Annotated in this window: 21 protein-coding genes; 7 read left to right on the top strand and 14 right to left on the bottom strand. The window is 73.9% G+C overall.

All coding sequences use genetic code 11. The features are described 5' to 3' along the window. Window positions 1-7: 7 nt before the first annotated feature. Window positions 8-2,587 carry an ABC transporter permease gene (locus tag ACFYNO_RS05030; RefSeq protein WP_388005356.1) on the top strand — a complete coding sequence of 860 codons (2,580 nt, stop codon included), beginning with the start codon at window positions 8-10 and terminating at the stop codon, window positions 2,585-2,587. 111 nt (window positions 2,588-2,698) lie between these two features. Continuing rightward, window positions 2,699-3,724 carry a glycosyltransferase family 2 protein gene (locus tag ACFYNO_RS05035; protein WP_388005359.1) on the top strand — a complete coding sequence of 342 codons (1,026 nt, stop codon included), beginning with the start codon at window positions 2,699-2,701 and terminating at the stop codon, window positions 3,722-3,724. Window positions 3,725-3,754: 30 nt separating this feature from the next. Here the strand turns inward: ACFYNO_RS05035 and ACFYNO_RS05040 are convergent, their stop codons facing one another. After that, entirely contained in the window at window positions 3,755-4,531 is a 777-nt protein-coding gene (locus ACFYNO_RS05040) for a TIGR03089 family protein (RefSeq protein ID WP_388005362.1), read from the bottom strand. Between the two features lie 158 nt (window positions 4,532-4,689). On the opposite strand from ACFYNO_RS05040, the gene ACFYNO_RS05045 reads away from it, so the two are divergent. The 3 genes from ACFYNO_RS05045 (at window position 4,690) to ACFYNO_RS05055 (ending at window position 8,530) form a co-directional block, all read left to right on the top strand. Continuing rightward, entirely contained in the window at window positions 4,690-5,835 is a 1,146-nt protein-coding gene (locus ACFYNO_RS05045) for an N-acetylmuramoyl-L-alanine amidase (RefSeq protein ID WP_388005365.1), read from the top strand. A gap of 29 nt (window positions 5,836-5,864) precedes the next feature. Continuing rightward, window positions 5,865-6,782, top strand: a complete 918-nt coding sequence (locus tag ACFYNO_RS05050; protein WP_388005368.1) for a DNA-3-methyladenine glycosylase family protein — start codon at window positions 5,865-5,867, stop codon at window positions 6,780-6,782. Between the two features lie 632 nt (window positions 6,783-7,414). Then, entirely contained in the window at window positions 7,415-8,530 is a 1,116-nt protein-coding gene (locus ACFYNO_RS05055) for an IS701 family transposase (RefSeq protein WP_388005371.1), read from the top strand. 61 nt (window positions 8,531-8,591) lie between these two features. Here the strand turns inward: ACFYNO_RS05055 and ACFYNO_RS05060 are convergent, their stop codons facing one another. Continuing rightward, window positions 8,592-8,927 carry an ArsR/SmtB family transcription factor gene (locus ACFYNO_RS05060; protein ID WP_388005374.1) on the bottom strand — a complete coding sequence of 112 codons (336 nt, stop codon included), beginning with the start codon at window positions 8,925-8,927 and terminating at the stop codon, window positions 8,592-8,594. A gap of 182 nt (window positions 8,928-9,109) precedes the next feature. On the opposite strand from ACFYNO_RS05060, the gene ACFYNO_RS05065 reads away from it, so the two are divergent. Both ACFYNO_RS05065 and ACFYNO_RS05070 read left to right on the top strand, forming a co-directional pair. After that, window positions 9,110-10,588, top strand: coding sequence for an MFS transporter (locus tag ACFYNO_RS05065; protein ID WP_388005377.1), 1,479 nt, complete (start codon window positions 9,110-9,112; stop codon window positions 10,586-10,588). A gap of 97 nt (window positions 10,589-10,685) precedes the next feature. Next, window positions 10,686-12,194: an FAD-dependent monooxygenase gene (locus ACFYNO_RS05070; RefSeq protein ID WP_388005380.1), complete on the top strand. Its 1,509-nt coding sequence runs from the start codon at window positions 10,686-10,688 to the stop codon at window positions 12,192-12,194. 52 nt (window positions 12,195-12,246) lie between these two features. On the opposite strand, the gene ACFYNO_RS05075 is transcribed toward ACFYNO_RS05070, so the two are convergent. From ACFYNO_RS05075 to ACFYNO_RS05130, 12 genes are all read right to left on the bottom strand, one after another. Beyond that, the gene (locus ACFYNO_RS05075) at window positions 12,247-13,980 is read right to left on the bottom strand and encodes an FAD-binding oxidoreductase (protein WP_388005383.1); all 1,734 of its coding nucleotides are present in this window, start codon (window positions 13,978-13,980) and stop codon (window positions 12,247-12,249) included. A 40-nt stretch (window positions 13,981-14,020) separates the two neighbouring features. Further along, window positions 14,021-14,983: an amidohydrolase family protein gene (locus ACFYNO_RS05080; protein ID WP_388005386.1), complete on the bottom strand. Its 963-nt coding sequence runs from the start codon at window positions 14,981-14,983 to the stop codon at window positions 14,021-14,023. 32 nt (window positions 14,984-15,015) lie between these two features. Next, on the bottom strand, window positions 15,016-15,510 hold the full coding sequence (locus ACFYNO_RS05085; RefSeq protein WP_388005389.1) for a cupin domain-containing protein: 495 nt from the start codon (window positions 15,508-15,510) through the stop codon (window positions 15,016-15,018). A gap of 15 nt (window positions 15,511-15,525) precedes the next feature. Further along, window positions 15,526-16,734, bottom strand: coding sequence for a 3-hydroxybenzoate 6-monooxygenase (locus tag ACFYNO_RS05090; protein ID WP_388005392.1), 1,209 nt, complete (start codon window positions 16,732-16,734; stop codon window positions 15,526-15,528). A 3-nt stretch (window positions 16,735-16,737) separates the two neighbouring features. After that, on the bottom strand, window positions 16,738-17,082 hold the full coding sequence (locus ACFYNO_RS05095; protein ID WP_388005395.1) for a hypothetical protein: 345 nt from the start codon (window positions 17,080-17,082) through the stop codon (window positions 16,738-16,740). Then, the gene (locus ACFYNO_RS05100) at window positions 17,079-18,989 is read right to left on the bottom strand and encodes an anthranilate synthase family protein (protein ID WP_388005398.1); all 1,911 of its coding nucleotides are present in this window, start codon (window positions 18,987-18,989) and stop codon (window positions 17,079-17,081) included. The genes ACFYNO_RS05095 and ACFYNO_RS05100 overlap by 4 nt, the downstream gene beginning before the upstream one ends. After that, on the bottom strand, window positions 18,986-19,654 hold the full coding sequence (locus ACFYNO_RS05105; RefSeq protein ID WP_388005518.1) for an isochorismatase family protein: 669 nt from the start codon (window positions 19,652-19,654) through the stop codon (window positions 18,986-18,988). The genes ACFYNO_RS05100 and ACFYNO_RS05105 overlap by 4 nt, the downstream gene beginning before the upstream one ends. A gap of 65 nt (window positions 19,655-19,719) precedes the next feature. Next, a complete protein-coding gene (locus tag ACFYNO_RS05110; protein WP_388005401.1) occupies window positions 19,720-20,496 on the bottom strand; it encodes a 2,3-dihydro-2,3-dihydroxybenzoate dehydrogenase in 777 nt (258 codons plus the stop codon). Beyond that, window positions 20,496-21,692: a 3-deoxy-7-phosphoheptulonate synthase gene (locus ACFYNO_RS05115; protein ID WP_388005403.1), complete on the bottom strand. Its 1,197-nt coding sequence runs from the start codon at window positions 21,690-21,692 to the stop codon at window positions 20,496-20,498. Before ACFYNO_RS05115 ends, ACFYNO_RS05110 begins: the two co-directional genes overlap by 1 nt. A 325-nt stretch (window positions 21,693-22,017) precedes the next feature. Beyond that, window positions 22,018-23,316 carry a coenzyme F420-0:L-glutamate ligase gene (locus ACFYNO_RS05120; protein WP_388005406.1) on the bottom strand — a complete coding sequence of 433 codons (1,299 nt, stop codon included), beginning with the start codon at window positions 23,314-23,316 and terminating at the stop codon, window positions 22,018-22,020. Next, the gene (cofD, locus tag ACFYNO_RS05125; RefSeq protein ID WP_388005409.1) at window positions 23,313-24,272 is read right to left on the bottom strand and encodes a 2-phospho-L-lactate transferase; all 960 of its coding nucleotides are present in this window, start codon (window positions 24,270-24,272) and stop codon (window positions 23,313-23,315) included. The genes ACFYNO_RS05120 and cofD overlap by 4 nt, the downstream gene beginning before the upstream one ends. A gap of 40 nt (window positions 24,273-24,312) precedes the next feature. Further along, window positions 24,313-24,912, bottom strand: a complete 600-nt coding sequence (locus tag ACFYNO_RS05130) for a cysteine dioxygenase (protein WP_388005412.1) — start codon at window positions 24,910-24,912, stop codon at window positions 24,313-24,315. Window positions 24,913-25,568 lie beyond the last annotated feature (656 nt).

Consider the following 25,568-nt stretch of genomic DNA (forward strand, 5'->3'; position numbering starts at 1 on the left):
AGTAACCATGCTGCTCAAGACCTCCCTGCGCAACCTGATGGCCCACAAGGGCCGGATGATGCTCTCGCTGCTCGCGGTGGTGCTGTCGGTCGCCTTCGTCTCCGGCACCCTGGTCTTCTCCGCGACCGCCACCAGCACCTTCGACAAGCTCTTCGCCTCCACCGCCTCCGACCTGGCCGTCAAGCCGGCCCCGCCGACCGGTGACGACGACACCGGCGGCGGCGGCAACAGCGGCCGCACCCTGACCATCCCGGCGAGCACGCTGCAGCAGGTCTCCGGCCTGCCCGGCGTCAAGTCCGCCCGGCCCGACGTCAGCTCGCAGACCGCCACCCTGGTCAACCCGAAGACCAACAAGGCGGCCGGCCCGACCACCGGCGCCCCGACCCTGGTCGGCAGCTGGACCCCGGGCCCGCGCACCCCGATGACGATCACCTCGGGCAGCGCCCCGAGCGGCCCGCACCAGCTGATGCTGGACGACGAGACCGCCAAGAAGGCCAAGCTCGGCCTCGGCGACCCGATCCGGATCATCGGCGAGCAGGGCACCTTCGACTTCACCATCTCCGGCATCGCCACCTTCACCGGCACCAACCCCGGTGCGGCGCTGGCCTTCCTGGACCTGCCCACGGCCCAGCAGGACCTGCTCGGCTCCACCGACCAGCTCACCTCGGTGGACCTCTACGGCGACGGCAGCAAGACCAACGACCAGCTCAAGGCCGAGGCCGCGAGCACCCTGGGCAGCGGCTTCCAGCTGAAGACCAACGCCGAGCAGAAGGCCGACGGCGCCAAGGGCGTCGGCAGCTTCCTCGGCTTCATGAAGGACGTGATGCTCGGCTTCGCCGGCATCTCGCTGCTGGTCGGCATCTTCCTGATCGTCAACACCTTCTCCATGCTGGTCGCCCAGCGCACCCGTGAGCTCGGCCTGCTGCGGGCGCTCGGCGGCAGCCGGGCCCAGGTGAACAACTCGGTGCTGATGGAGGCGCTGCTGCTCGGCATCATCGGCTCGACCCTCGGCATGGTGGCCGGCCTGGGCATCGCCGAGCTGCTGATCGCGCTGATGAAGGCGGCCGGCATGACGCTCAGCGGCTCGCTGGAGATCACCTCCTCGGTGCCGATCGCCTCCTACACGGTCGGCATCCTGGTCACCCTGGCCGCCGCCTGGTTCCCGGCCTGGCGGGCCGGCAAGGTCTCGCCGATGGCCGCGCTGAGCGACCACGGCACCCCGGCCGAGGGCCGCGCCAACAAGTGGCGGATCGGCATCGGCCTGGTGCTCACGCTGATCGGCGCCGGGATGCTGGCCGCCGCCGCGACCAGCAAGAAGCTGGCCCAGGCCGGCTCCGAGCTCGGGTTCGGCGTGCTGCTCACGCTGGTCGGCCTGGTGGTGGTCGGCCCGCTGGTCGCCTCCGTGGTGGTCCGGGTGCTGGGCGCGCTGCTGCCCAGGCTGTTCGGCCCGGCCGGCACGCTGGCCCAGCGCAACGCGATGCGCAACCCGCGCCGCACCGGCGCCACCGCGGCCGCGCTGATGATCGGCCTGTCGCTGGTCACCGGCGCCTCGGTGGTCTCCAGCTCGCTGGTCAGCTCGACCGACGCGGAGATCGACAAGCAGGTCGGTGCCGACTACATCCTCACCACCAACCACGGTGGCCTGACCGCGCAGATGGTGGACGCGCTGCGCAACACCGCCGGGATCGCCCACGCCACCGAGCAGCGCGAGGTGGCCGCCACCTTCACCCTGCCGGACGGCACGGTGCTGAAGAAGCAGTTCGTGACGGCCGTCTCGCCGACCTACACCCAGGACTTCGCGTTCCCGGTCGCCTCCGGCAGCACCGACGCCCTGGCCGCCGGCGGCATCTCGGTGGACCAGAACTTCGCCAAGGACCACAAGGTCGCCGCCGGTGACACCATCACCGTGGACTACGGCAGCGGCCGCACCGAGCAGCTGCCGATCACCCTGGTCACCAGCACCGGCAACACGCTCTTCGACCGGCACTTCTTCGCCACCCTGGACACCGTCGGCAAGGCGGTGCCGCTGAGCCAGCAGCCGCTGGACGTGGTGGCCTTCGGCCGGGCGGCGGCCGGCGCGGACAAGGCGAAGACCCTGACCGCGCTGCAGGACGCGCTGAGCGCCTACCCGCAGGTCTCGGTGCAGGACCAGGCCGGCTACAAGAAGATCGTCCAGCAGCAGGTGGACGGCCTGCTGACGCTGATCACCGGCCTGCTCATGCTGGCGATCGTGGTGGCGATCCTGGGCGTGGTCAACACGCTGGCGCTCTCGGTGGTCGAACGGACCCGGGAGATCGGCCTGCTGCGGGCGATCGGCATGTCCCGCCGCCAGATGCGCCGGATGATCCGCCTGGAGTCGGTGGTGATCGCGCTCTTCGGCGCCCTGCTGGGCATCGGCCTCGGCCTGGCCTGGGGCATCACCTCGCAGCAGGTGCTGAAGGGCTCCGGCCTGAACGTGCTGACCGTCCCGACGATGACCATCGTCTACGTGCTGATCGGCTCCGGGGCGGTCGGCCTGCTGGCCGCGCTGCTGCCGGCCTTCCGGGCCGGCCGGATGAACGTGCTGGCGGCCATCGCCAGCGGCTGATCCGCCGTCAGGGCCGCACGGGCCGGGCGCCCCCGCTGGGGAGGGGCGCCCGGCCCGCCGTGTTCAGCGGGGGTTCAGCCGGGTCCGGTACCGTTGGCCGGGATGAACACCATGGCTGCTGAGGAGCTGCCGGCGGTCTCCGTGATCATGCCGGTGCTCGACGAGGAACGACACCTGCGCACGGCGGTGCGGCGGATCCTGGAGCAGGAGTACGCCGGCCCGATCGAGGTGGTGATCGCGCTCGGCCCGTCCACCGACCGGACGGACCTGATCGCCGCCGAACTGGTGGCGGAGGACTCCCGGGTGCGCACCGTGCCCAACCCCACCGGCCGCACCCCCGCCGGGCTGAACGCGGCGATCCGGGCCTCCCGGTACCCGATCGTGGTCCGGGTGGACGGCCACGGCCTGCTCACCCCGGGCTACATCGCCACCGCGGTGCGGCTGCTCGGCGAGATGGACGCGGCCAACGTCGGCGGCATCATGCACGCCGAGGGCGAGACCGAGTGGGAGAAGGCGGTCGCCGCCGCGATGACGGCGAAGATCGGCGTCGGCAACGCGGCCTTCCACACCGGCGGCCTGGCCGGCCCGGCCGAGACGGTCTACCTCGGGGTGTTCCGGCGCGAGGTGCTGGAGCGCCTGGGCGGCTACAACGAGGAGTTCGTCCGGGCCCAGGACTGGGAGCTGAACTACCGGATCCGCCAGGAGGGCGGCCTGATCTGGTTCACCCCGCAGCTCAAGGTGACCTACCGGCCGCGCCCGAGCGTGCGGGCGCTGGCCAAGCAGTACAAGGACTACGGCCGCTGGCGCCGGGTGGTCACCCGCTACCACCGCGGCTCGGTCAACCTGCGCTACCTGGCCCCGCCGGCCGCGCTGAGCGCGGTGCTGCTCGGCCTGGTGCTCGGCGCGCTGGTGCACCCGGCCTTCTTCGCGGTGCCGGTCGGCTACGCCGCGGGCATCGCGCTCGGCTCGGTGCCGGCCGGGCGCGGGCTCTCCGCCCGGGCCCGGCTGCAGCTGCCGGTGGCGCTGGCCACCATGCACTTCAGCTGGGGCTTCGGCTTCCTCACCTCGCCGCGCAAGCTGGCCGCCAAGGTGATCGCCAGCACCGCGCCCGCCGCGGTGCGCGAGCCGGTGCACTGACCGGCTGCACCGGCCGGCCGCTGGGGCGGGTCACCCCACGCGCAGGGTGACCCGCTCGGAGTCGATCCGGGACTTCCACTGATCCTCCGTCAGCCCCCCGGAGTTGCGGCAGAGCACCACCGAGCCGCCGGCCACCAGCGGCGCCAGCAGGCCCGCCTCCAGCCCGGCCCAGTCGTCGTAGGAGAGGGTGCTGAGCACCCGGGAGCCGCGCTCCAGGCCGAGCCGGGCCGCGCCCTCCCGCGCCAGCTGCACGGTCTGCTCGCCGGTCAGCTTGAGCGCCAGCCCGTCCACCACCGTCTCCAGCGCCAGCGAGTCGGACACCACCGGCGAGTACGGGGCGAACCGGTCGCCCTGGCCCGGCACCTCCGCCGCGTAGTCGAGGAACCCCTCCGGCCGCTGCGGGAACCGGCCGCCGAGCGGCCGCAGCGCCAGCGCCACCCGCTCGCCCTCGCAGGCCTGGGCCGCCGCCAGCCCGTCCGGGCCGCTGACCACCAGCTGGGCATCGGCCGGGTCGCCGCCGGGCACCGCGGTGACCCCGACCGACCAGCAGGCCAGCAGCCAGACCGCGCTCTGCCAGTGGGCCGGCAGCAGCAGCGCGGCCCGGTCCTCGGGGCCCGCGTTCAGCTCGTCCTGCAGCAGGTTGGCGGTCTTGGCGACCCAGTTGTCGAAGGTCTTGACCGAGAGTTCGACCCGCTCGCCGGTCTGGTCGTCGTAGAAGGTGACCAGCGGGCGGGCGGGGTCCTCACCGAGGGCGGCTCGCAGCAGCTCGGCGGGGGTACGGGCGTCGGCAGCGAAAGGCGCAGTCATGGTGCCACCCAGACTACGGCCTGGCCCCGGGCCCGGGGGAGGGGGGACGGGGCGCGGCGCGGGAGCCGTCGCGGTTGTCGAGTGTCCGTCAGAAACCGGGTGGCGGCCCGGTGGCGACCCGGTGGCGGGCAGCCCGAATTCGGCCGATCATCCGTTTTATGCTGATTCGTTCCTCCATGCTGCTGGGCGCCGGCTGCGCCCTGACCCTGATGCTCCAGACCCCGGCCGCCCCGGCCCCGGTCACCGACCCCGCCGGCCGCGCCGCGCACACCACCGCGCTGGCCCTCGGCCCGCTGCCGAGCGACCGGTCCGGCGGCACCCCGCTGCGCGGACTGACCGCCCGCTCCACCGCCGCCTACTCGCTGCTCGGCGTCAGCTGGGACGACCCGGCGGCCGAGCTGCCCGGTACCGTCCAGGTCCGCACCCGCACCGGCGGGCGGTGGAGCGGCTGGCAGGAGCTGACCGCCGACTCCGAGGACCGCCCCGACAGCGCCGAGGGCGGTGCCCCCGGCGCCCGCGGCGCCACCGCCCCGCGCTGGGTCGGCCCCAGCGACGGCGTGGAGGTCCGGGTCGCGGGCGGCGGCGAGCTGCCGGCCGGGCTGCGGGTCGACCTGGTGGCCCCCGGTGACGGCACGTCAGGCCGGACCAGGGCCGTCGAACCCGAGCAGGACCGGATGCTCCCGGCTGCCGCCCACCAGGCACCGCGGCCCGGCATCGTCACCCGCTCGGGCTGGGGCGCCGACGAGTCGCTGCGCCAGCCGGGGTACGCCTACACCGGTGATGTCCGGGAGGTCTTCGTGCACCACACCGACACCGGAAACGACTACGCCTGCTCGGACAGCCCCAAGCTGATCCGGGCGATCTACCAGTACCACGTGAAGACCAACGGCTGGCGCGACATCGGCTACAACTTCCTGGTCGACAAGTGCGGCACGATCTTCGAGGGTCGGGCCGGCGGGGTCTCCCGGCCGGTGCTCGGCGCGCACACCCTGGGGTTCAACACCGACTCCGCCGGGGTGGCGGCGCTCGGCACCTTCAGCGGCAGCGACGCGCCGCAGGCCCAGCTGGACGGCATCGCCAAGATCGCCGCCTGGAAGCTCGGCCTCACCGGGCGGGACGCGCGCGGCAGCGCCGTGCTCACCTCCGCCAACAGCGGCAGCCGCTACCCGGAGGGAACCAGCCACACCTTCGCCGCGATCTCCGGCCACCGGGACGCCTTCAACACCGACTGCCCCGGCGGCCGGCTCTTCGACCGGCTGCCGGCGATCCGCGACTGGGCCGCCCACCTGCAGGGGCGCCGGTAGCTGTCAGTGCCCCCGGCCAGACTGGACCGGTGACCGAACCGACCCGGGAGCGCGACTGGCGCCCGGACCACCCGCTCGACCTGCGCCGCACCCTCTTCCCGCTGCGCCGGGGCCCCGGCGACCCCGCCTGCCGGCTGGAGCGCGACGGCACGGTCTGGCGCGCCTCCCGCACCCCGGCGGGGCCGGGCACGCTGCGGATCGCGGCGGCGGCCGGCGGGCCGGTGCGGGCGGCCGCCTGGGGTCCGGGCGCCGACTGGCTGCTGGACCGCCTGCCGGACCTGCTCGGCGCCTCCGACGACCCGGCCGGCCTGCGCCTGCCGCCCGGCCCGCTGCGCGAGGCCCAGCGGGCCAACCCCGGGCTGCGGCTCTGCCGGACGGGGCTGGTGCTGGAGTCCCTGGTGCCGGCCATCCTGGAGCAGAAGGTCACCACCGACGAGGCCTACCGGGCCTGGCGGCAGCTGTTGTACGCCTTCGGGACCCCCGCCCCGGGCCCGGACCCGCGGCTGCGGGTGCCGCCGGCGGCCCGGGAGTGGGCGCTGATCCCGTCCTGGGAGTGGCACCGGGCGGGGGTGGACTCCAAGCGCGCGGACACCGTGCAGCGCGCCGTGCGGCTGGCGGCGCGCCTGGAGCAGGCCTCGGGGATGCCGCACGCGGAGGCGGTGGCCCGGCTCACGGCGGTACCGGGGGTGGGGGAGTGGACGGCGGCGGAGACGCTGCAGCGGTCCAACGGGGATGCGGACGCGGTCTCGGTGGGCGACTTCCACCTGAAGAACTGGGTCGGCTGGGCGATGGTGGGCCGCCCGAGGTCGACGGACGCGGAGATGCTGACGCTGCTCGCCCCGTTCACGCCGCACCGGCACCGGGTGTGCCGGCTGATCGGGCTGACGGGGTTGCGGCCGCCGAAGTACGGGCCGCGGCTGGCGCCGAACGACCACCGGGGGAGGTGAGGCCGGCCCGCGCTCACGCCACCGGGTGCAGACCCCCGCGCGGACCATCTCGACCTCCGGAAGCCGGCGGTCCTCAGCCGGTGCACGCTGAACTCCACGCGCTGCCGCCACACTCGCGCCACCGGCTCCAATAGCTCTACCAGCACCGAGAACTGATGGACCATCATGGCCAGGAAACGCCGCCGCGGCAGTGCGACGACCTTGCGGGGCTACCGTCGTGCCCCGGCCGGTGAGACGGTGGAACCGCACCGTACCGCACCGCGTCGCCGCCGCATCGCCGCGCCGGGTGCGCGCCTCGTGCTGCCCGGCGGCCCACCTGCCGCCGCGGCCGCTGCCGGGCTGGGTCGGCCGGGCGCGGATTCCGCACCGTGAACCGCCGGCCGGGTGGGGCTTCACGGCATCAATTCGCCGGTTCCGACCGTTCGTTGGAACTGGAAGTATCCGCACCCGTTCCTTGTTGACACCGCTCTCGGGGGGCTTGTTACGCTCTGCCGAGGTGGAGCTGTGAGATACCTGTGATCTGGTCGTGAGAGGCCTGGGGGGACTCTATGGAGACACTGTGCGGCCCTGGTGAGCATGATCCCCGAGTGGAGTCGATCATCGCGGATCTCGTTCCGCGGCTCCTGGCTCCCATGGCGAGACGGGACCAGCGGTTGCGGGGGGAGCAGTACGTCCGCGGTCTGTTGTCGGTCGAGGGGCGCAAGTCGATGAGCAACATCGCCGAGAAGTTCGGCGGTGGTGCGGTGCAGCAGAGCCTTCAACACTTCATCAGCTCCTCGTCCTGGGACTGGCTGCCGATCCGCCGCGCCCTCGCCCGCTACCTCGAGTACGCGATGGTCCACCGCGCCTGGGTGGTCAAGCAGATGGTGGTGACCAAGTCCGGCACCTCCTCCGTCGGCGTCGAGCGCCACTTCGTGCCGGAGCTCGGGCAGACCGTCAACAGCCAGCAGGCGTTCGGGGTCTGGCTCGCCTCCGAGTCCGCCAGCGTGCCGGTCAACTGGGGGCTCTTCCTGCCGCCCGCCTGGCTGTCCGACGGCGCCCGGCGGCGCAAGGCGGGCATCCCCAGCGGCGGCGCCGAGAGCACCCTCGGCGGCTGCGCCTGCCGGGCGGTGCTCGCCGTCACCGAGGACTGGCAGACCCGGCACTTCCCGGTCGTGCTGGACGTGGACTCCCTCGAAGTCGCCGACTGCATAAGGCGGTTCGCCGCCGCCCAGGTGCCGGTGGTGCTCCGGGTCTGCGACAACGCCTGGCTCAGCATGGACGGCCAGGGTGGCCCGCAGCTGCCCGGCCACAACGAGCTGACCTCGTTGCAGATCGCCGGCTCGCTGCTGGCGATGCGCCGCCCGGTCAGCTGGGTGGACCCGGACAGCGGGGCCGTGCGCCGCAGCCTGGTCGCCACCGCGCCGGTCCGGCTGGCCCGGGTGCTGGAGCCGCAGCCGCCGCTGCTGCTATTCGCCGAGTGGGCCAAGGCGGGCCCGCGCCCGACCCGGCTCTGGCTGACCAACATCACCCAGGCCTCGCCGCCCGCGCTGCTCGGCATGACCAAGCTCTCGCTCCGGGTGGAGCACGACTTCGCCAAGGTCTCCGAACAGGTCGGCATCCGGGACTTCGAGGGCCGCTCGTTCCAGGGCTGGCACCGGCACATGACACTCGCCTCGGTGGCCCACGCGGCGCTGATCCTCAGCGAGTTCGACTCCGCCGCCGCCGAACACGCGCCGCAGTCCGAGGAGTTGTACCGCGCGGCCTAGGGCCTGGCCCGGGAGGGGCCGTCCACCGCGACCGGTGGGCGGCCGCCGCCGTTCGGCCCCTTCAGGCCACCGGCTCCATGCCGTCCGGCACCTCCGCCACGTCGATCGCGGCCAGCACCGCGTCCAGCAGTCCGGGGAACCTCGCGTCCAGGTCCTCGCGGCGCAGTGAGAGCAGCAGCTCGCGCCCGACCGGCCGCTGCCAGATCAGGCCGCCCTCGCGCAGCACCCGCCAGTGGTGGGTCAGGGTGGATTTGGAGACGCCGACCAGCAGCGCCCCGCAGGGGTGCTCGCCGCCGGCCGCCAGGGTGCGGACCACCCGCAGGCGCAGCGGGTTGGACAGGGCCGTGAACACGGCTTCCAGTTGGATCTGCTCTCGCGTCGGGTGATGGACTGCCATTCGGTCACGGTAACTCGACCGTCCGTAGAAAGTCGAACAGTCCTCCCGCCTGGTGCGGTTGACAGTCACGGGCGAACCGTACGACTATCCACGTAGGGTTCAACTGATGCGCCGCTGCCCGCGCATCCCTCGGTACGTCCAGTACGTCCAGACTTTCCGCGGTCGAGAAGGGTCGTCCCCCCGTGTCCACAACCAGTGCCGTCCCCCGTTCCGGGGCCGGGTCGCGCGCCAATGGCTGGGTGCTCGCCCTGCTGGCCTTCGCACAGCTGATCATCTCGCTGGACTTCAACATCGTGTACGTGGCGCTGCCCGACATCGGCAGCAAGCTCGGCTTCTCCGCGCAGTCCCTGCAGTGGGTGGTCAGCGCCTACGCGGTCGCCTTCGGCGGCTTCCTGCTGCTCGGCGGCCGGGCCTCCGACCTGCTCGGCCGGCGCCGGATGTTCGTGCTGGCGCTCGGGCTGTACGCGGCGTCCTCGCTGGTCGGCGGCCTGGCCGGCAACCCCGGCACGATGGTCGCGGTCCGCGCCGTGCAGGGTCTCGGCGGTGCGCTGCTCTTCCCGGCCACCCTCTCGCTGATCAACACGCTCTTCGAGGAGGGGGCGCCGCGGAACCGGGCGCTGGCGGTCTGGGGCGGGGCCGGGGCCAGCGGCCTGACCCTGGGCGCGCTGCTCGGCGGCTTCCTGACCGGCGCCTTCGGCTGGGCCTCGGTCTTCTTCGTCAACGTGCCGCTGGCCGGCATCGTCGCGCTGGCCGCCCTCGCGGTGATCCCGCGCGACCCCGCCGCCGCCGAGCGCCGCAGCTTCGACCTCCCCGGCGCGCTCACCGCCACCGCGGGCGTCACCCTGCTCGTCTACGTGCTGGTCGAGGCGCCCTCGGCCGGCTGGGGCTCCGCGCAGATGGTGGTCTGCCTGGTGCTCGCGGTGCTGCTGCTCGCCGCCTTCGCGCTGATCGAGTCCCGGGCCGCCGACCCGCTGATGCCGCTGCGGCTCTTCGGCAACCGCAGCCTGGCGGCCGGCATGGCGATCACCTTCATCTTCATGGGCACGCTCAGCGCGCTGCCCTACTTCCTCACCGTGCTCTTCCAGTCGGTGCACGGCTACAGCGCGATCCAGACCGGCCTCGCCTTCCTGGTCCCGTCCCTCTCGATCGCCACCGGCACCCAGGTCGGCGAGCGGATGGCCACCCGGATCGCCACCCGCACCACGCTCTTCACCGGCCTGGTGGTGGCCGCGGTCGGCACCGCCGTGCTGGCCGTCGGGATCAGCGCGCACGGCGGCTACCTCGCGCTGGTGCCCGGCCTGGTGGTGGCCGGCATCGGCCAGGGCATCACCTGGACCGGCATGTGGATCGCCGCCGCCTCCGGCGTCGCCCCCGGCGAGCAGGGCATCGCCTCCGGCATGGCCTCCACCACCCAGCAGATCGGCGGCGCGGTCGGCCTGGCGATCCTGATCGCGGTGGCCAACTCCGGCACCAAGGGCAAGGTCGGCGACGCGCTGCACAGCGCGATGGCCGACGGCACCAGGACGGCGGTCTTCATCGCGGCGGCCGGTGTGCTGCTCGGCGCGCTGGTCGCGCTCACCCTGCCGCGCAGGGCCGCCGCCGCCGACCTGCCCGCGCCCGCCGACGCGCCGGAACCGGCCCCGGCCTCCAGCGCGCACTGACCCGCGCGCGGCACCACCCCAGGGGCGGAAGCGGCAGCCGCTTCCGCCCCTCCGCATGGCCACCCACCCACGAACCGCCCGCTCAGAAAGGTCCGCCATGTCCGTCGACCCCGAGCCCGGCCCCGACGTCGTCGTTGTAGGAGGCGGTCCGGTCGGGATGCTGCTGGCGGGCGAACTCGCCCTGCACGGCGTCCGCACCCTGGTGCTGGAACAACTCCCCACCCCCACCGGCGAGTCCAAGGCCGGCACGCTGCACGCGAGGACCGCCCAGGTGCTGCACCGGCGCGGGCTGCTGGAGGCCGTGCAGCCCGGCAGCGTGGTCGGCCGGCAGTGGCGCGGCCCGGTGCCGTTCCACTTCGCCGGCATGTTCGAGCTGGACCTCTCCGCCGTGGTGGACGAGGGCCCGGCGATCGTCGGCAGCCCGCAGGCCTACGCCGAGCAGGTCTTCGCCCGCCGGGCGGAGGGCTACGGCGCCACCATCGAGCGGGACTCCGAGGTGGTCGGCGTGGAGGACCTGGGCGACCGGGTCCGGCTCACCGTGCGCAACGGCGCCGGCGCCACCCGCGAGGTGACGGCCGGCTGGGCGGTGGGCTGCGACGGCGCCCGCAGCGCCGTGCGCAGGCAGCGCGGCATCCGGTTCCTCGGCACGCCCGCCGGGGTGGCCGCGCTGATGGGCGAGGTCCGGCTGCTCGACCCGCGCAGCGCCCCGGCCGGCTGGCAGCGCAACGAGCGCGGCTGGACCATGGTCTGGCTCAACCCGCACGGCCAGAGCCGGATCTCCACCTACGACTTCCGGGCCCCGCACCCCGACCGCTCCGCCCCCGTCACCCTCGCCGAGCTGCGCACCGAGGTCGAGCGGATCGCCGGCCGCAGCGTGCCGATGGACTCCCCGCGCTGGCTCACCCGGTTCAGCGACGCCGCGCTGCAGGCCGAGCACTACCGGCGCGGCCGGGTGCTGCTGGCCGGCGACGCGGCGCACGTGCACTTCCCGGCCGGCGGCCAGGGCCTCAACCTCGGCCTCCAGGACGCCGTCAACCTGGGCTGGAAGCTGGCCGCCACGGTCAACGGCTGGGCCCCGGAAGGCCTGCTGGACAGCTACCACAGCGAGCGCCACCCGGTCGCCGCCGAGGTGCTGTTCAACGTCCGGGCGCAGGTGGCGCTGATGAACCCCGACCCGCGCACCGACTCGCTGCGCGAGCTGTTCGCCGGGCTGATGCACCTGCCGCAGGTCAACCAGGTGCTCAGCGGGATGATCTCCGGCACCGCGGTCTGCCATGACGTGGGCCGGCCGGAGGACCCGCAGGCCGGCCGGCTCGCCCCCGACCTGCCGCTCAAGCTCCACAACCGGGCCGTCGGCCTGGCCGAACTGCTGCACGACGCCAAGCCGTTGCTGCTCGACCTGGGCGACCGCGGCGAGCTGCGGCAGGCCGCCCGGCCCTGGCAGGACCGGGTGGAGGTGCTGACCGCCGTGACCGACGAGCCGATCGGCACCGACGCGCTGCTGGTCCGCCCCGACGGCTACACGGCCTGGAGCGCCCAGGGCCGCGGCAGCGACCGGGAGACCCTCGTCACCGCGCTGCGCCGGTGGTTCGGCGAGCCGGCCTGAGGCACAGCACTGCGGGGCCCGCCCAACGGGCGGGCCCCGCAGTGGAGTCCGGTCAGGACGAGGGCAGCTCGACGGACTGGCGGTGGTTGAAGAAGTTCGTCGGGTCCCAGGCCGCCTTCACCTGCTGCAGCCGGGGGTAGTTCTCGCCGTAGTAGAGGGTGGACCAGGGCGTGCTCGAGAGGTTGTACGCCGGGTCGCTGATGTCGATGTCGGCGTAGTTGACGTAGCAGCCGTCGGTGGTGCCGTCGAGCACCGGAACCCCGCCGGTCGCCTGGTAGACCTCCGAGTAGAAGGCGCGTATCCAGCCGAGGTTGGCGTCGTCGTCGGCCGCGTCGGACCAGTAGGTCTGGTAGAGCACCTTGAAGGCCGAGTCCCGGTGCACCTGGGCGGTGGCGGTGCGCGCCACCTTGTTGACCGCCCCGCCGTAGGAGCTGAGCAGCGCCATCGCCGCCGGGTTCTGCAGGTCGGTGGTGAGGTGCCGGTAGAAGGCGGCGATCTGCTCCTCGGAGAGCGCCTTGCGGTTGTAGGCCGACTTGAAGTCGCCGCGCAGCGTCGGGTCCACCAGGGTGGTGTTGGTGACGCCCAGGTAGCGGGTGGCCTGCAGCCAGGGCAGCTTCGTCGGGACGTAGAACTCCGGCATCGGGCCGTGCTCGCCCATCGCGGTGGTGATCGGGCCGTGCGGCAGGTTCACCCCGGCGCAGACCGCGTTGACGAAGTCCTGCAGCTTCTGCAGCGCGTCCGGCGCGGAGGCGTCCATCTGGGTCAGCAGGCCGATCTGGCCGTTGGAGCGGTGGTTGAGCTTGAGGAAGCTCACCAGGCCGGCGTAGGGGTTGCCGGGGTCGGCGTGGGCCACGTGCCAGTTGGCGAAGTTGCGGGTCAGGGTGGCGAAGATCTCCGGGGTGATCAGGCTCCAGTCCCAGGAGAGCGCGCTGATGTACACCTCGGCCGGCGGGGTGGGCAGGGCCTGCGCCGGGTTGCCGCCGTCGCTGGTGCCGGAGCGGAACCAGTAGCGGGCGATCACGCCGAAGTTGCCGCCGCCGCCACCGGTGTGGGCCCACCACAGGTCGCGGTTGGGGTCGTCGGGCTCGCGGGTGGCGACCACCGCGCGGGCGTTGCCGCGGGCGTCCACCGTGACCACCTCGACCGCGTACAGGTAGTCCACCACCAGGCCGAGCTCGCGGCAGAGCATGCCCCAGCCGCCGCCGCTGACGTGGCCGCCGGCGCCCACGTCGAAGCACATGCCGGCCGGGACGGTGACGCCGTAGGTCTTGTACAGCCGCTCGTAGACGTCCAGTAGCAGCGCCCCGGCCTCCACCGCGAAGGCCTTGCGGTCGGCGTCGTAGTAGACCTGCGACATCTCCGACATGTCGATGACGATCTGGGTCCGCGCGTTGTCGACGAAGTCCTCGTAGCAGTGGCCGCCGCTGCGCACGGTCAGCTTCTTGCCCGCCCGGGCCGCCTCCTGCACCGTGTCGATGATCTGCTGGGTGGTGCTGACCACCCGGATCGCGGCCGGGCTGCCGACCCAGCGGTTGTTCAGGCCGTGGTTGAGGTCCGGGTAGCGGGCGTCGGCCGGCGTCACGGTGGCGGCCTGGAACGGGGTGCCGCAGGGCCCGTCCAGCGGCTTCCGGCCCGCGGCGGCGGGGTCGCCGGCCGCCGGGGCGGGGGTGTCGGCGAGCGAGACCCCGCCGGCCAGGGCGGCCGAGGCGGCCGCCGTGGTGCCCAGGGTCACCGCGGCGTTGGCCAGCAGGCGGCGCCGGGTCCATCCGTTCTCGGTGGTGCTCATGTGCGGTGTTGCCTTTCTGTGGGTGGGAGTCGACCGGTCGTCAGGCGAGGCGGGCGGCCAGTCGGGGCAGCAGCCGCAGGGCGTTCTCCCGTCCGATCGCCCGGCGCTGCTCATCGGTCCAGCCGGGGAACCGCTCGAAGCCCTCGACGGTCTCGGCGGTGTGCCAGTCGGGCATGAAGGGGAAGTCGCTGCCGAACAGGATCCGGCCGGGATCGGCCAGTGCGGTCAGCGGCGGCAGCGCGAACTCGTTTGCCGACATCGCGATGTCGTAGTGCAGCCGGCGCAGCGAGGCCAGCACGTCCGCCGGCGGGCGGTCGCGCAGGTAGGAGCCGATGGTCGGGCCGTAGGTGAGCCGTTTGGCGAGCATCGGCAGGGTGCCGCCGGCGTGCGAGAAGACCAACTTCAGCCCGGGGATCCGGTCCAGCACCCCGGCGAACAGCAGGCTGACCACCGTCCTGGTGGTCTCGAAGGTGAACTCGTAGAGGGAGGGCGGCAGTCCGAAGGTCGCGAGGTCCTTGGCGGGCGGGGTCGTCGGGTGCACGTGGATCGGGGTGCCGCGCTCGGCCAGCTCGGCCAGCACCGGCTCGAACTCCGGGTCGCCCAGGTAGCGCCCCTGGTAGCTGGTCAGCAGGCCGACCCCGTCCAGCCCCAGCTCGTCCAGCGCGTAGCCGATCTCGTCCTTGGCGGCGGCCACGTCCGGCAGCGGCAGCACCGCGAAGCCGCCGAACCGGCGCGGGTGGGTGCGCACCAGGTCGGCGAAGTACTCGTTGACCCCGCGGGCCAGCTGCCGGGCCGGGGCAGCCGGCAGGAAGCCCACGCCCGGCGCGGTGATGGAGAGCACGGCGGCCGCGATCCCGTTGCGGTCCATCAGCTCCAGGCTGTCCTGCGGCGTCCAGGTCGGGTAGTCCACACCGGGGATGGCGACGCTGTCGCCGAGCGCCGCCGCATAGCCCGGGGGGATCGCGTGGTGGTGCACGTCGATCAGGCCGGTCGACTCGGGCATGGGTCAACTCCTCATCAGGAAAGGGGTGGTGGTCACGCGTACGAGTCGCCGAACTCGGTGGCCACGCGCAGCGCCCGCTCGACGTCCAGCTCGTACTGCGCGGCGGGCGGCTGCGGGGCCCCGTTGTCGGCCGGCACGCCGGCCTCCAGGAAGAACCGGTCCTTGCCGCCCGGCACGAAGAGGATCAGCAGCTTGGCCGGCTCGTCGCTGACGTTCTTGAAGCCGTGCACCAGGCCCTTGGGCACATGGACGAAGGAGCCGGTCCGCAGCTTGAGGACCTCCTCGCCGCTGCGCAGGTCCACCAGCCCGTCCAGCACGTAGAAGGCCTCCTCCTCCAGGTGGTGGATGTGCGGCGGCGGGCCGCCGCCCGGCGGCACCAGGGCCTCCATCAGGAAGAAGGACTTCGCGGTCAGCTCCTCGCCGCCCTTGACCGTGTACTTGTCCCCGAACGCCCACCGGCTCGGGCCGCCGCCGGGCGGCACGTGCACCACCCGGTGCAGGCGTTCGCCGCCGAGGTGGAAACTCATCCTTGCTCCTCTCGTTCAGCGCCCCGCGCCGGTCGGCGCGACCGGCGCGGACAGGGGGTGGCCGTGCAGCCAGGCGACCTTGTCGTGCAGCTCGTCCTCGGAGAGCGAGCCGAGCATCCGGTTGCGCTCCGCGGCCGCGGCGCCCGCCGGGTGGTAGAGCCGGCGGCCCATCTCCCGGGCCACCAGCTGGGTACGGGCGGTGCGCCCGGCCCGCTCGGCGGTGAACCACTCGAAGCGCTGCGGCAGTTCGTCCCGGCCGGCGCCGCCCACCAGGTCGCCGAGCAGCACCGCGTCCTCCAGCGCCATGCAGGCGCCCTGCGCCGCGTACTGCAGCATCGGGTGCGCGGCGTCACCGAGCAGCACCACCCGGCCCGCGCTCCAGCGGTCGATCGGGTCGCGGTCGCAGAGCACCCACTCCCGCCAGTCCTCGCCGAGCTCCAGCAGCGCCCGGGCGACCACCCCGAGCTGCGGGAACTCGCTGAGCACGTGGGCCCGTTCGGCCGGGCGGCCGACCACCGCGGTGGTCGCGCCGTCGTCCCGGGTGGCGGCCAGGTTGAGGTATCTGCCGCTGCCGATCGGATAGTGGACGAAGTGCCAGCCGGGGCCGGCCCAGAGCGTCACGCAGTTCCACCGGAACTCCGCGGGCACCCGCTCCATCGGGATCACCGAGCGGTAGATGGTGTGCCCGGAGACCCGCGGCTCGCCGTCGCCGACCAGCTGCTCGCGCACCGCCGAGCGGATGCCGTCGGCGCCCACCAGGGCGGCGCCGCGGACCGGATCGCCGCCCTCCAGCACGGCGGTCACACCGGTGTCGTCCTGCCGGTAGCCGGCCACCGCGCTGGACGGGCGCAGCTCCACCAGCCGGTGCGCCCGGCAGGCGGCCAGCAGCGGGGCGTAGAGGTCGGCCCGGTGCACCACGGCGTAGGGGTTGCCGAACCGGGCCAGGTAACGGCCGGTCAGCGGCATCCGGGCCACCCGCCGGTCGGTGGTGCCGTCCATGAAGCGCAACTCGTCGATGTGCACGGCCAGGGCGCGCACCTCGGCGCCCACGCCGAGCCGGTCCAGGGCCGCGAAGCCGTTCGGGCCGATCTGGATGCCCGCGCCCAGCTCGGCGAACTCGGAGCGGCGTTCCAGTACCACCGCTCGGTAGCCGCGGGCGGCCAGCGAGAGCGCGGTGGCCAGGCCGCCGATCCCCCCGCCGGCGATCAGTACGGTCGTCGTCATCCCTCAGCCCTCCAGGGCCAGGCCGTGCCCGGCGAGCAGCGGCAGGTGGTGGCGGCCCTCGACGGTGGCCTCCACGTCGAAGCCGAACTTGTGGGTCGGCGGGTAGCCGATCAGCCCGGCGGCCAGCCCGGGCAGCGGGGCCTCGGCGGCGGCCCGGGACTCCCAGAGCAGCACTGCCCCCCAGCGCCCGGCGGCCGGGTCGGAGATCCAGAACTTCAGGCGCAGGCCCGGGACCCGGGCGAAGACACCGACGGCCTGCTCGCGCAGGAAGCCACGCAGCGACTCGATGGTCTGCTCGGATTCGGCGAGGTCCCACCAGACCACGCTCGCGTACAGCCCGGCGCTCACCGGGAGCCCACCCGGTCGCCGCCGAGCAGCGCGCCCAGCGCCTCCCGGACGATCCGCACGCCGTCCGCCGTCAGCACCGACTCCGCGTGGAACTGCATCGAGCCGAAGGCCGCCCCGCGCAGCGCGTGCACCTCGCCGGTGGCCGGGTCGCGGCTCACCTCGACCCGGCCGAGGCCGTCGGGCGCGGTGAAGGCGTCCTGCTCGCAGTGGGCCGCGAAGCTGTTGTAGAAGCCGACCAGGGCCGGGGTGCCGAACAGGTCGATCCGGCGCTGGGCGCCCTGGTTGGGCACCTCCCGGCGGACCAGCTCGAGGCCGAGCAGGGTGCTCAGCACCTGGTGGCTCAGGCAGACCGCGAGGAACGGGCGCCGCTCGGCCAGCAGCCGGGCGACGGCGGCCCGCAGGTGGGCGATCTTCGGCTGCCCGGCCACCCGCGGGTCGCCGGGGCCCGGCCCCATCACCACCAGGTCGAACTCCTCGACCCGGTACGGCTGGTCGAACCGGCGCACCGTCACGTCCAGCCCCAGCGAGCGCAGTTGCAGGTCGATCATCGAGGTGAAGGTGTCCTCGGCGTCGACCACCAGCACCCGCCGCCCGGCCAGCTCGGGCGCGGCTTCGCCGTCCGCCCCGTCCTCGCCGCGCAGCCAGAACGGCGCCAGCCGGCCGTTGCGCCCGGCCAGCGCCCGCCGCACCTCGGGGTGGCCGGCGAAGCCGCGCGGGCCCTGGCCGCCGCTGAGCGCGGCGAGCAGCCCGGCCGCCTTGGCCCGGGTCTCGGCCACCTCGGAGTCCGGGTCGGAGTGGCGCACCAGGGTCGCGCCGACCCCGATCCGGACCCGGCCCGCGGTGTCGATGTCGGCGGTGCGGATCAGGATCGCCGAGTCCAGCGCGCGCTCGCCGGCCGCGTCCCGGCCGATCAGCGCGGCCAGGCCGCTGTAGTAGCCCCGGCCCTGTGGCTCGTACCGGTTGATCACCCGGCAGGCGCTCTCCAGCGGACTGCCGGTGACGGTGGGCGCGAAGAGCGTCTCGCGCAGGATCTCCCGCACGTCCCGGGTGCTGCGGCCCTCGATGAAGTACTCGGTGTGGGCGAGCCGGGCCATCTCCTTGAGCTGCGGGCCGACCACCCGGGCGCCGGAGTCGCAGATCCGGGCCATCATCTTCAGCTCCTCGTCGACCACCATGAAGAGCTCGTCGGTCTCCTTGCGGTCGGCCAGGAAGTCCATCACCCCGGTGAGGGTGGGGCCGGAGGCCGGGTAGCGGTAGGTGCCGCTGATCGGGTTCATCACCGCCGTGCCGCCGTGCAGGCTGATGTGCCGCTCGGGGCTGGCGCCGACGAAGGTGCGCTCGCCGGTGTGGATGATGAAGGTCCAGTGCGCGCCCTGCTCCCGCTCGACCAGGCGGCGGAAGAAGGCCAGCGCGTGCGCGGGGGAGTAGTCGGTGATCTCGGCGGTGAAGGACCGCTTGATCACGAAGTTGGCGCCCTCGCCCCGGCCGATCTCCTGCTCGATCACCTGGCGCACGGTGGCCGCGTAGGCCTCGTCGTCCACGTCGAAGCCGGCGCCGGCCAGCTCGGCCGGCCGGTCCGGGATCCGGGCCAGCACCTCCTCCACCGGCAGGGTGCCCTGCTCCCGGACGGCCATCGCGAGCAGCGGGGCGCCGTCGTCCGGGGCGTCGAAGCCGCGCTCGGCGATCTGCCGGTAGGGCAGCAGCACCAGCACCTCGTGGCCCGGCCCGGCCTGCGCCGCCAGCGGCAGTGCGGTCAGCGAGCCGACGGCGCTCACGGTGCCCAGCAGCAGGTCCAACTCGCCCGGGGCATCGGTGGATTCGGGGCGGTGCAGGAGGGCGAACGGGGTCGGCGGGCCGGCCAGCACCCGGTCCAGGATGCGCCGCCCGGCGGCGGTGGCGGGGCTCATCGGGCCGCGCTCCGGTCCAGCCGGCCGGCCGGTAGCCGGTCCAGCAGCTCGGCGGTGCCGAGCACCACGGCGCAGCGCTCGGCGGCGTAGGCCAGCGCGAGCCGGTGGTACTCCAGCGAGAAGTCGGCGACCGCGTCGGCCACCAGGAAGGCCTGGATGTCCTGGGTGAACGCCTCGACGGCCGTCATCAGCACGCCCACGTGGGCGTAGACCCCGCAGAGGATCAGCTGGTCCCGCCCGGCCGCGCGCATCCGCTCCAGCAGGTCGGTGCGGTGGAAGGCGCTGTAGCGCCACTTGGTGAGCAGCCAGTCCGGTCCGGCGGGCGCCAGCGGGTCGACCACCCGGCGGTCCTCCTGAGCCACCGTCATCCCCGGTCCCCAGAAGTCCTTGAGCAGTCCGCGCTGCTCGGCGGTCATCCCGCCCGGCTGCGCGGTGTAGGCCACCGGGATGCCGAGCCGGGCGCACCGCTCGCGCAGCAGCGCGGAGTTGGCCACGAGTTCGCGGCCCGGCGAGAGGTCCCGCGGCAGCGGCCGCAGGAAGTACCGCTGCATGTCGTGCACCAGCAGCACGGCGCGGTCCGGGTCGGCCGTCCAGCCGGCCGTGTTGCCGGGCAGCTGGGCCGTGCCGGGCATGGGATAGCTGATGGTCTCCGGTATTCCCGCCATCATGTCCTCATTCGGGGGTCGGAACAGGGCGGCCGGCGGCCGTGCTGGGCCGGGGGCCGGTGGGGTCAGGCGCCGAGCGTGGCTCCGCCGTCGACCGTCAGGGTCTGCAGGGTGATGTGGCCGGCCCGGTCGGAGAGCAGGAAGGCGACGGCCTCGGCGATGTCCTGCGGCTCGGCGAGCTTCCGCAGCGGGATGCCGACCCGGTAGGCGCCGGGGGTGCCGTCGATCGAGCTCTGCGGCCCCTGGCCCTCCTGCCAGAGCGCGGTGAGCATCGGGGTGGCGGTGGAGCCGGGCGCCACCACGTTGCAGCGGATGCCGTACTCCGCCGCCTCCAGGCCGAGCACCTTGGTGAACATCGCCACCGCCGCCTTGGAGGCGCCGTAGCCGGCCATCTCGGTGCGGGCGGTGTCGCCGGCGTTGGAGCCGATGGTGACGACCGCTCCGCAGCGCCGCCCGACCATCCGCCGGACCACCTCGCGGGTGACCCGGAAGGTGCCGGTCACGTTGATCGCGATGACGGTCTCCCAGTCCTCGTCGGACAGCTCCCAGGCCCGGCCGAGCCGCAGCACGCCGGCCGCGTTGACCAGCCGGCCGATCGGGCCCAGCCGCTCCTCGACGGCGGCCACCACCGCCGCCACTTCGGCGCCGGAGCGGATGTCGACCGGGAACGGGTGGACGTCCGTCCCGGCGGTCCCGGCGGCCAGCGCCTTCAGCGCCGCCTCGTCGCGGTCCAGCGCGGCCACGGTCAGCCCCTGGCCGGCCAGGGTGCGGACCACGGCGGCGCCGATGCCGCCGGCCGCGCCGGTCACCAGCGCGACCTGCCCCTCCTGCCCGGCGGCCATCAGGAGCGCCACGCGGAGGCGACGGCGATGGCCTGCTCCGGGTTGAGCCGCGGATCGCAGAAGCTGGTGTACTTCCCCGGCACCTCGTCCACCCGGCCGGCGTGCGCCGCGCACTCGGTGACGTCGTCCGGGGTGGTCTCCAGATGCAGCCCGCCGGCCACCCCGCCGGCCCGGTCCACCGCGTCCTGGAACCGCTCCACCTCGCGGATCACGGTGTCCACCAGCCGGGTCTTCAGGCCGCTGGGGGCGGTGACGGTGTTGCCGTGCATCGGGTCGCAGAGCCAGCTGACCGGGTGCCCGGCCTCGCGCACGGCGGCGACCAGCGGCGGCAGCGCCCCGGCCACCCGGTCGGCGCCCATCCGGGAGATCAGGGTGAGCCGGCCGGGCTCGCGGTGCGGGTCGAGCCGGGCGCAGAGCGCCAGCAGCTCCTCCACCGCCATGCCGGGGCCGACCTTGCTGGCCACCGGGTTGGCGACGGAGGCCAGCAGCGCCACGTGCGCGCCGTCCAGCTGGCGGGTCCGGTCGCCGATCCAGGGCCAGTGGGTGGAGGAGAGCAGCACGCCGGCGCCGTCCGGCAGCCGGCGCAGCAGCGGCAGCTCGTAGTCGAGCAGCAGGGCCTCGTGGCTGGTCCAGATCGGCGCCTCGGCGATCGGCGCGCCGACCACCGTCCGGTGGCGCAGGATGTCCACGGCCGTGCGGGCCGCCCGGTAGCCGACCAGCAGCCGCTCCGGCAGCGGGATCCGCAGCTCCGGGTCGGGCTCGGGGCTGTTCACCATGTGGCCGCGGAAGACCGGCAGTTCCCGGCCGTCCACCAGCTCGGTCGGTTTGGACCTGGGTTTGCCGAACTGCCCGGCGATCCGGCCGACCCGGATCACCGGGCGCAGTGAGTTGATCTTCATCACGCCCGCCAGCACGTCCAGCAGAGCGGCCTTGCGGGCGACGTAGCCGAGGCAGCACTCGGCCGGGTCCTCGGCGCAGTCGCCGGACTGGATCACCTGGACCTTGCCGGCCGCGACCTCGGCCAGCAGGCTGCGCAGGGTGCGCACCTCGTCCCAGGTCACCAGGGCCGGCATGTGCGAGAGCTCGTCGGTGACGTGGGCGAGCTGGCCGGCCTCGGACCAGTCGGGCTGTTGGACGGCGGGCAGCGACCGCACGAAGTCGCCGATGACACCGGACGGATCGGATGGCGAGTCCACGCGCGACGGCCAGGTCGTTGCTGTGTTCACCGAATGCCTCCCGTGGCGGATGAGAGGCGGTCCGGTCCCGGACCAGCGGGAACCGGACTCACCCCTTCGGTGCCACGAGTCTCACGTGCGGGTTCAGGGGCGGTGAAGCACGGCCGTCCGACTTGGTCACGTGTCCGGCGACTTAGTCAGACCAGCTGACACTTAGTCAGTACGACTGCTACTTAGTCAGTTTGACGGGACAGCGGGCGGCCGCCGGGGGGCGGCCGCCCGTCTCGTGGTCGGCAGGTCGGCAGGTCGGCAGGTCGGCAGGTCGGCAGGTCGGCGGATCAGCGGGTCAGCGGGTCAGTACGAAGGGTTCGGGGTCCCGCTCGGGCCGGTCGGCCGGCGGCTCGACCGGACGGCCCACCGCCACGGCGCCCATCGGATCCCAGTCGGCGGGCAGCTCCAGCGCCTCCCGGACCACCTCGCGGCAGAACATGGTGGAGGAGACCCAGGCGGTGCCGTAGCCCTCGCCGGTCAGCGCCACCATCAGGTTCTGCACGGCCGCGCCGACCGAGACGGTGAACATCTCCCGCTCGGCGGCGGCCCGGCGGGCGTCGGGGTAGGCGTGCGCGCCCTCCGTCACCAGGCAGGGCACCACCAGGTAGGGCGCCCGGCGCAGCACGTCGCCGCGGGCGGTGCGGCGGGCGATCCGGGCCTCGTCCCAGCCGTCCAGGTCGCGCAGGTCGCGCCGCCAGGCCCCGAGCATCGCGTCCAGCAGCCGGGTCCTGGCCTCCGCCGTCTCCAGCAGCACGAACCGCCAGGGCGTGGTGTGGTGCGGGGCGGGCGCGGTGACCGCGGCGGCCACCGCGCGGCGCACCGCCGGGCCGTGCACCGGCTGGTCGCTGAACTCCCGCACGGTGCGGCGCAGCGTGACGGCGGCCCGCAGCGCCTCCGAGGTGCCGAGCCGGAACATGTCGTCCTCGACCGGGCGGATCAGCCGCCGGATGCCGTCGCCGTCCTCCTCGGTGACCGCGCCGGGGAGCCCGCGCACCACGGCGACCGGGATGCCGCTGGCCTTGCCCTTCACCAGGTCGGCGGCGGCGGCGAGTTCGTCGGCGGTGGCGGTGACGGTCAGCGCCAGCTCGTTGCCGTGGCTGTCCACCCGCCCGCGGTGGTCCTCCAGCACGGCCACCCCGGCCGCGCCGATCGCCACGTCGGTCAGGCCGTTGCGCCAGGGCCGGCCGAAGGTGTCGGTGATCAGCACCCCGACCTGGCGCCCGGTCAGCTCCCGCACCCGGGCCCGGATCGCCCGGGCCGAGGCGTCCGGGTCCAGCGGCAGCAGCAGCAGGGTGCCGGGCGCGGTGTTGGAGGCGTCCACCCCGGCGGCGGCCATCACCAGGCCCTGCCGGTTCTGCACGATCCGGGTCTTCCCGCGCCGGGCCACCACCCGGACCGTCTCGGCGGCGACCACCGCGTCCTTGTCCTCGGTGCGCAGCAGCCGGCCCTCGGCCTTGCTGACGATCTTCGAGGTGACCACCAGCACGTCGCCGGGGAGCAGGTCGACGGCCTTGGCGATCAGCGCGCCCAGGTCGGCGCCGGCCTCGATCTCCGGCAGGCCGGGGACCGGCAGCACCTCCAGCGCGGCGGTCACCGGCGCACCTGCTGGGCGAGCTCCAGCGCGGCCCGGGCCATCGCGGCGGTGGCGGCCGGGTCGGACATCAGCAGCGGCACCGCGCGGCAGGCGATCCCGGCGGCGGCCACCGGCTCGACCGCGTCCGCGTCCGCCTCGTCCACCAGCCAGCCGTCGATCAGGTCGGCGCCGTAGTGCAGCGCCACCGCGGCGGCCGAGGCCTCCACCCCGACCGCGGCCAGCACCTTGTCGGCCATCCCGCGCACCGGAGCGCCGCCGACGATCGGGGAGAGCCCGACCACCGGCGCCGGCGCGGCGGCCACCGCGGCCCGGATGCCCGGCACGGCCAGGATGGTGCCGATCGAGACCACCGGGTTGGACGGCGGGAAGAGGATCACGTCGGCGGCGGCGATGGCCTCCAGCACGCCGGGCGCCGGCTTCGCGGTGTCCGCGCCGACCGGGATGATCGCCTCGGCGTCCACCGCGGCGTGCAGCTTGACCCAGTACTCCTGGAAGTGCACCGCCCGGGTGCCTTCAGCGTCGGTGATCCGGACGTGGGTCTCCACCCGGTCGTCGCTCATCGGCAGCAGCCGCACCCCGGGCTGCCAGCGGTCGCAGAGCGCCTCGGTGACGGCGCTCAGCGGGTAGCCCGCGCCGAGCATCTGGGTGCGCACGATGTGGGTGGCGAAGTCCTTGTCGCCGAGCCCGAACCAGGACGGGCCGACGCCGTAGGCGGCCAGCTCCTCCTTGACCGCGAAGCTCTCCCCGGCCCGGCCCCAGCCCTGTTCCTCGTGGATGCCGCCGCCGAGGGTGTACATCACGGTGTCCAGGTCCGGGCAGACCTTCAGCCCGAAGAGGTGGATGTCGTCCCCGGTGTTGCCGACCACGGTGATCTCGTCGCCGGGCGACACCACGTCCTTGAGGCCGCGCAGGAACCGCGCGCCGCCGATCCCGCCTGCCAGTGCCACGATACGCATGCGGCCATCCTGCCAGCCCCGGCGGGCGCCGGTGACGCCGCTACGACGGCTCGGGGGCCAACTCGCGGGCCGGCTCCCGGTGCTGGTTCATCTCGGTGAGGCCGGGGGAGTAGAGGTGGATGCTGACGGCGGGCTCCAGCGAGGCGTTGACCACCTCGTGCAGGTAGCCCGCGGAGAAGACCCGGCGGCTGCCCGGAGCGAGGGTGCGGGTGCCGTGCCCGCCGTTGCCGCTCGAGCGTTCGACCAGCTCGCCCTGAACCACCGTCAGCACGCCGGAGGAGGCGCCGTGGTCGTGCAGGCCGCTGCTCTGGCCGGGCAGCCAGCTGAGCAGCCAGACCTCGTAGCCCGGGCCGGTCTCCAGCCGGGCGTACCAGCGGGTCAGCGCGTCGTAGCGGACCAGCGGGGCCCAGCGGTCCCGGTCGGCGGCGATCTCCCGGACCAGCCGGGCGTAGCCGGCCACCGTGGTCGGGTGGCCGGGCAGGTCGGTGCGGGCCAGGTGCGGGAAGGCCAGCGGGTCGCCGGCGATGCTGACGTCGCTCAGCCCGTCGGCCCAGCCGCGGGCGGGCTGCAGGGCGGCGGCGCGGCGGGCGAGCTTGTTGCGGTCGCGGTTGCGCTTGCGGGGGCGGAGACGGGTGCGCATGGGAGCGGGAACCTCGCGGACTGGTCGTCGGTGGTGGGCCGGCGTCCGCGGGGGCGGGTGGAGTCAGCTGCGCGGGCGGCCTCGTGGTCCTTGTCCTTGGACGGGCGCGCCGAGACCGGGAACGTCCCGGGAGGAGGGGGAACGGCCGACGCGCCTATCGACAACAGGGGCGGCGACGACAACACAGAGTGCTCGCGGCACGGCGGACGGCCGCGTGGCGGCTCCGCTGGGCGATGGACTCTGACATGCATGACAGGAGACAGGGTAGGCGGGGTTCGTGTCAAGTCGCGTCCTACCGCCATCAGAGGGATATTCCGGGTGAAGCACCGGATCGGGCGATAAATCCTGCTCGATGTTTCGATGTGCCAAAAGCCGGGAAGTCAGGCCCTTGGCCGGATTGATCCCGCGTCAGTCCGGTCTGGTGGCGGCCGCCCGCCGGTCGCACCGCACCACCGCCGCGCGCACTCTCGCCTGCTGCGACGCCCCGGGCAACCGGAGCGGGTCGCCCGGGCGTCCACGGGAGTGGGTGCCGGACCCGGTTCGGACCCACCGCATCCGCTGCGAGCTGCGGAAAGTCCGTTCTGTCCGGATATGTAGACTATTTGTAGTGGCTTGGTTCCGGGGAGTGAATTCACGGGCCAATACCAGAGCTCGGC

Origin of the sequence: Kitasatospora sp. NPDC006697, from assembly GCF_042869935.1 — a bacterium.
Taxonomy (GTDB): domain Bacteria; phylum Actinomycetota; class Actinomycetes; order Streptomycetales; family Streptomycetaceae; genus Kitasatospora.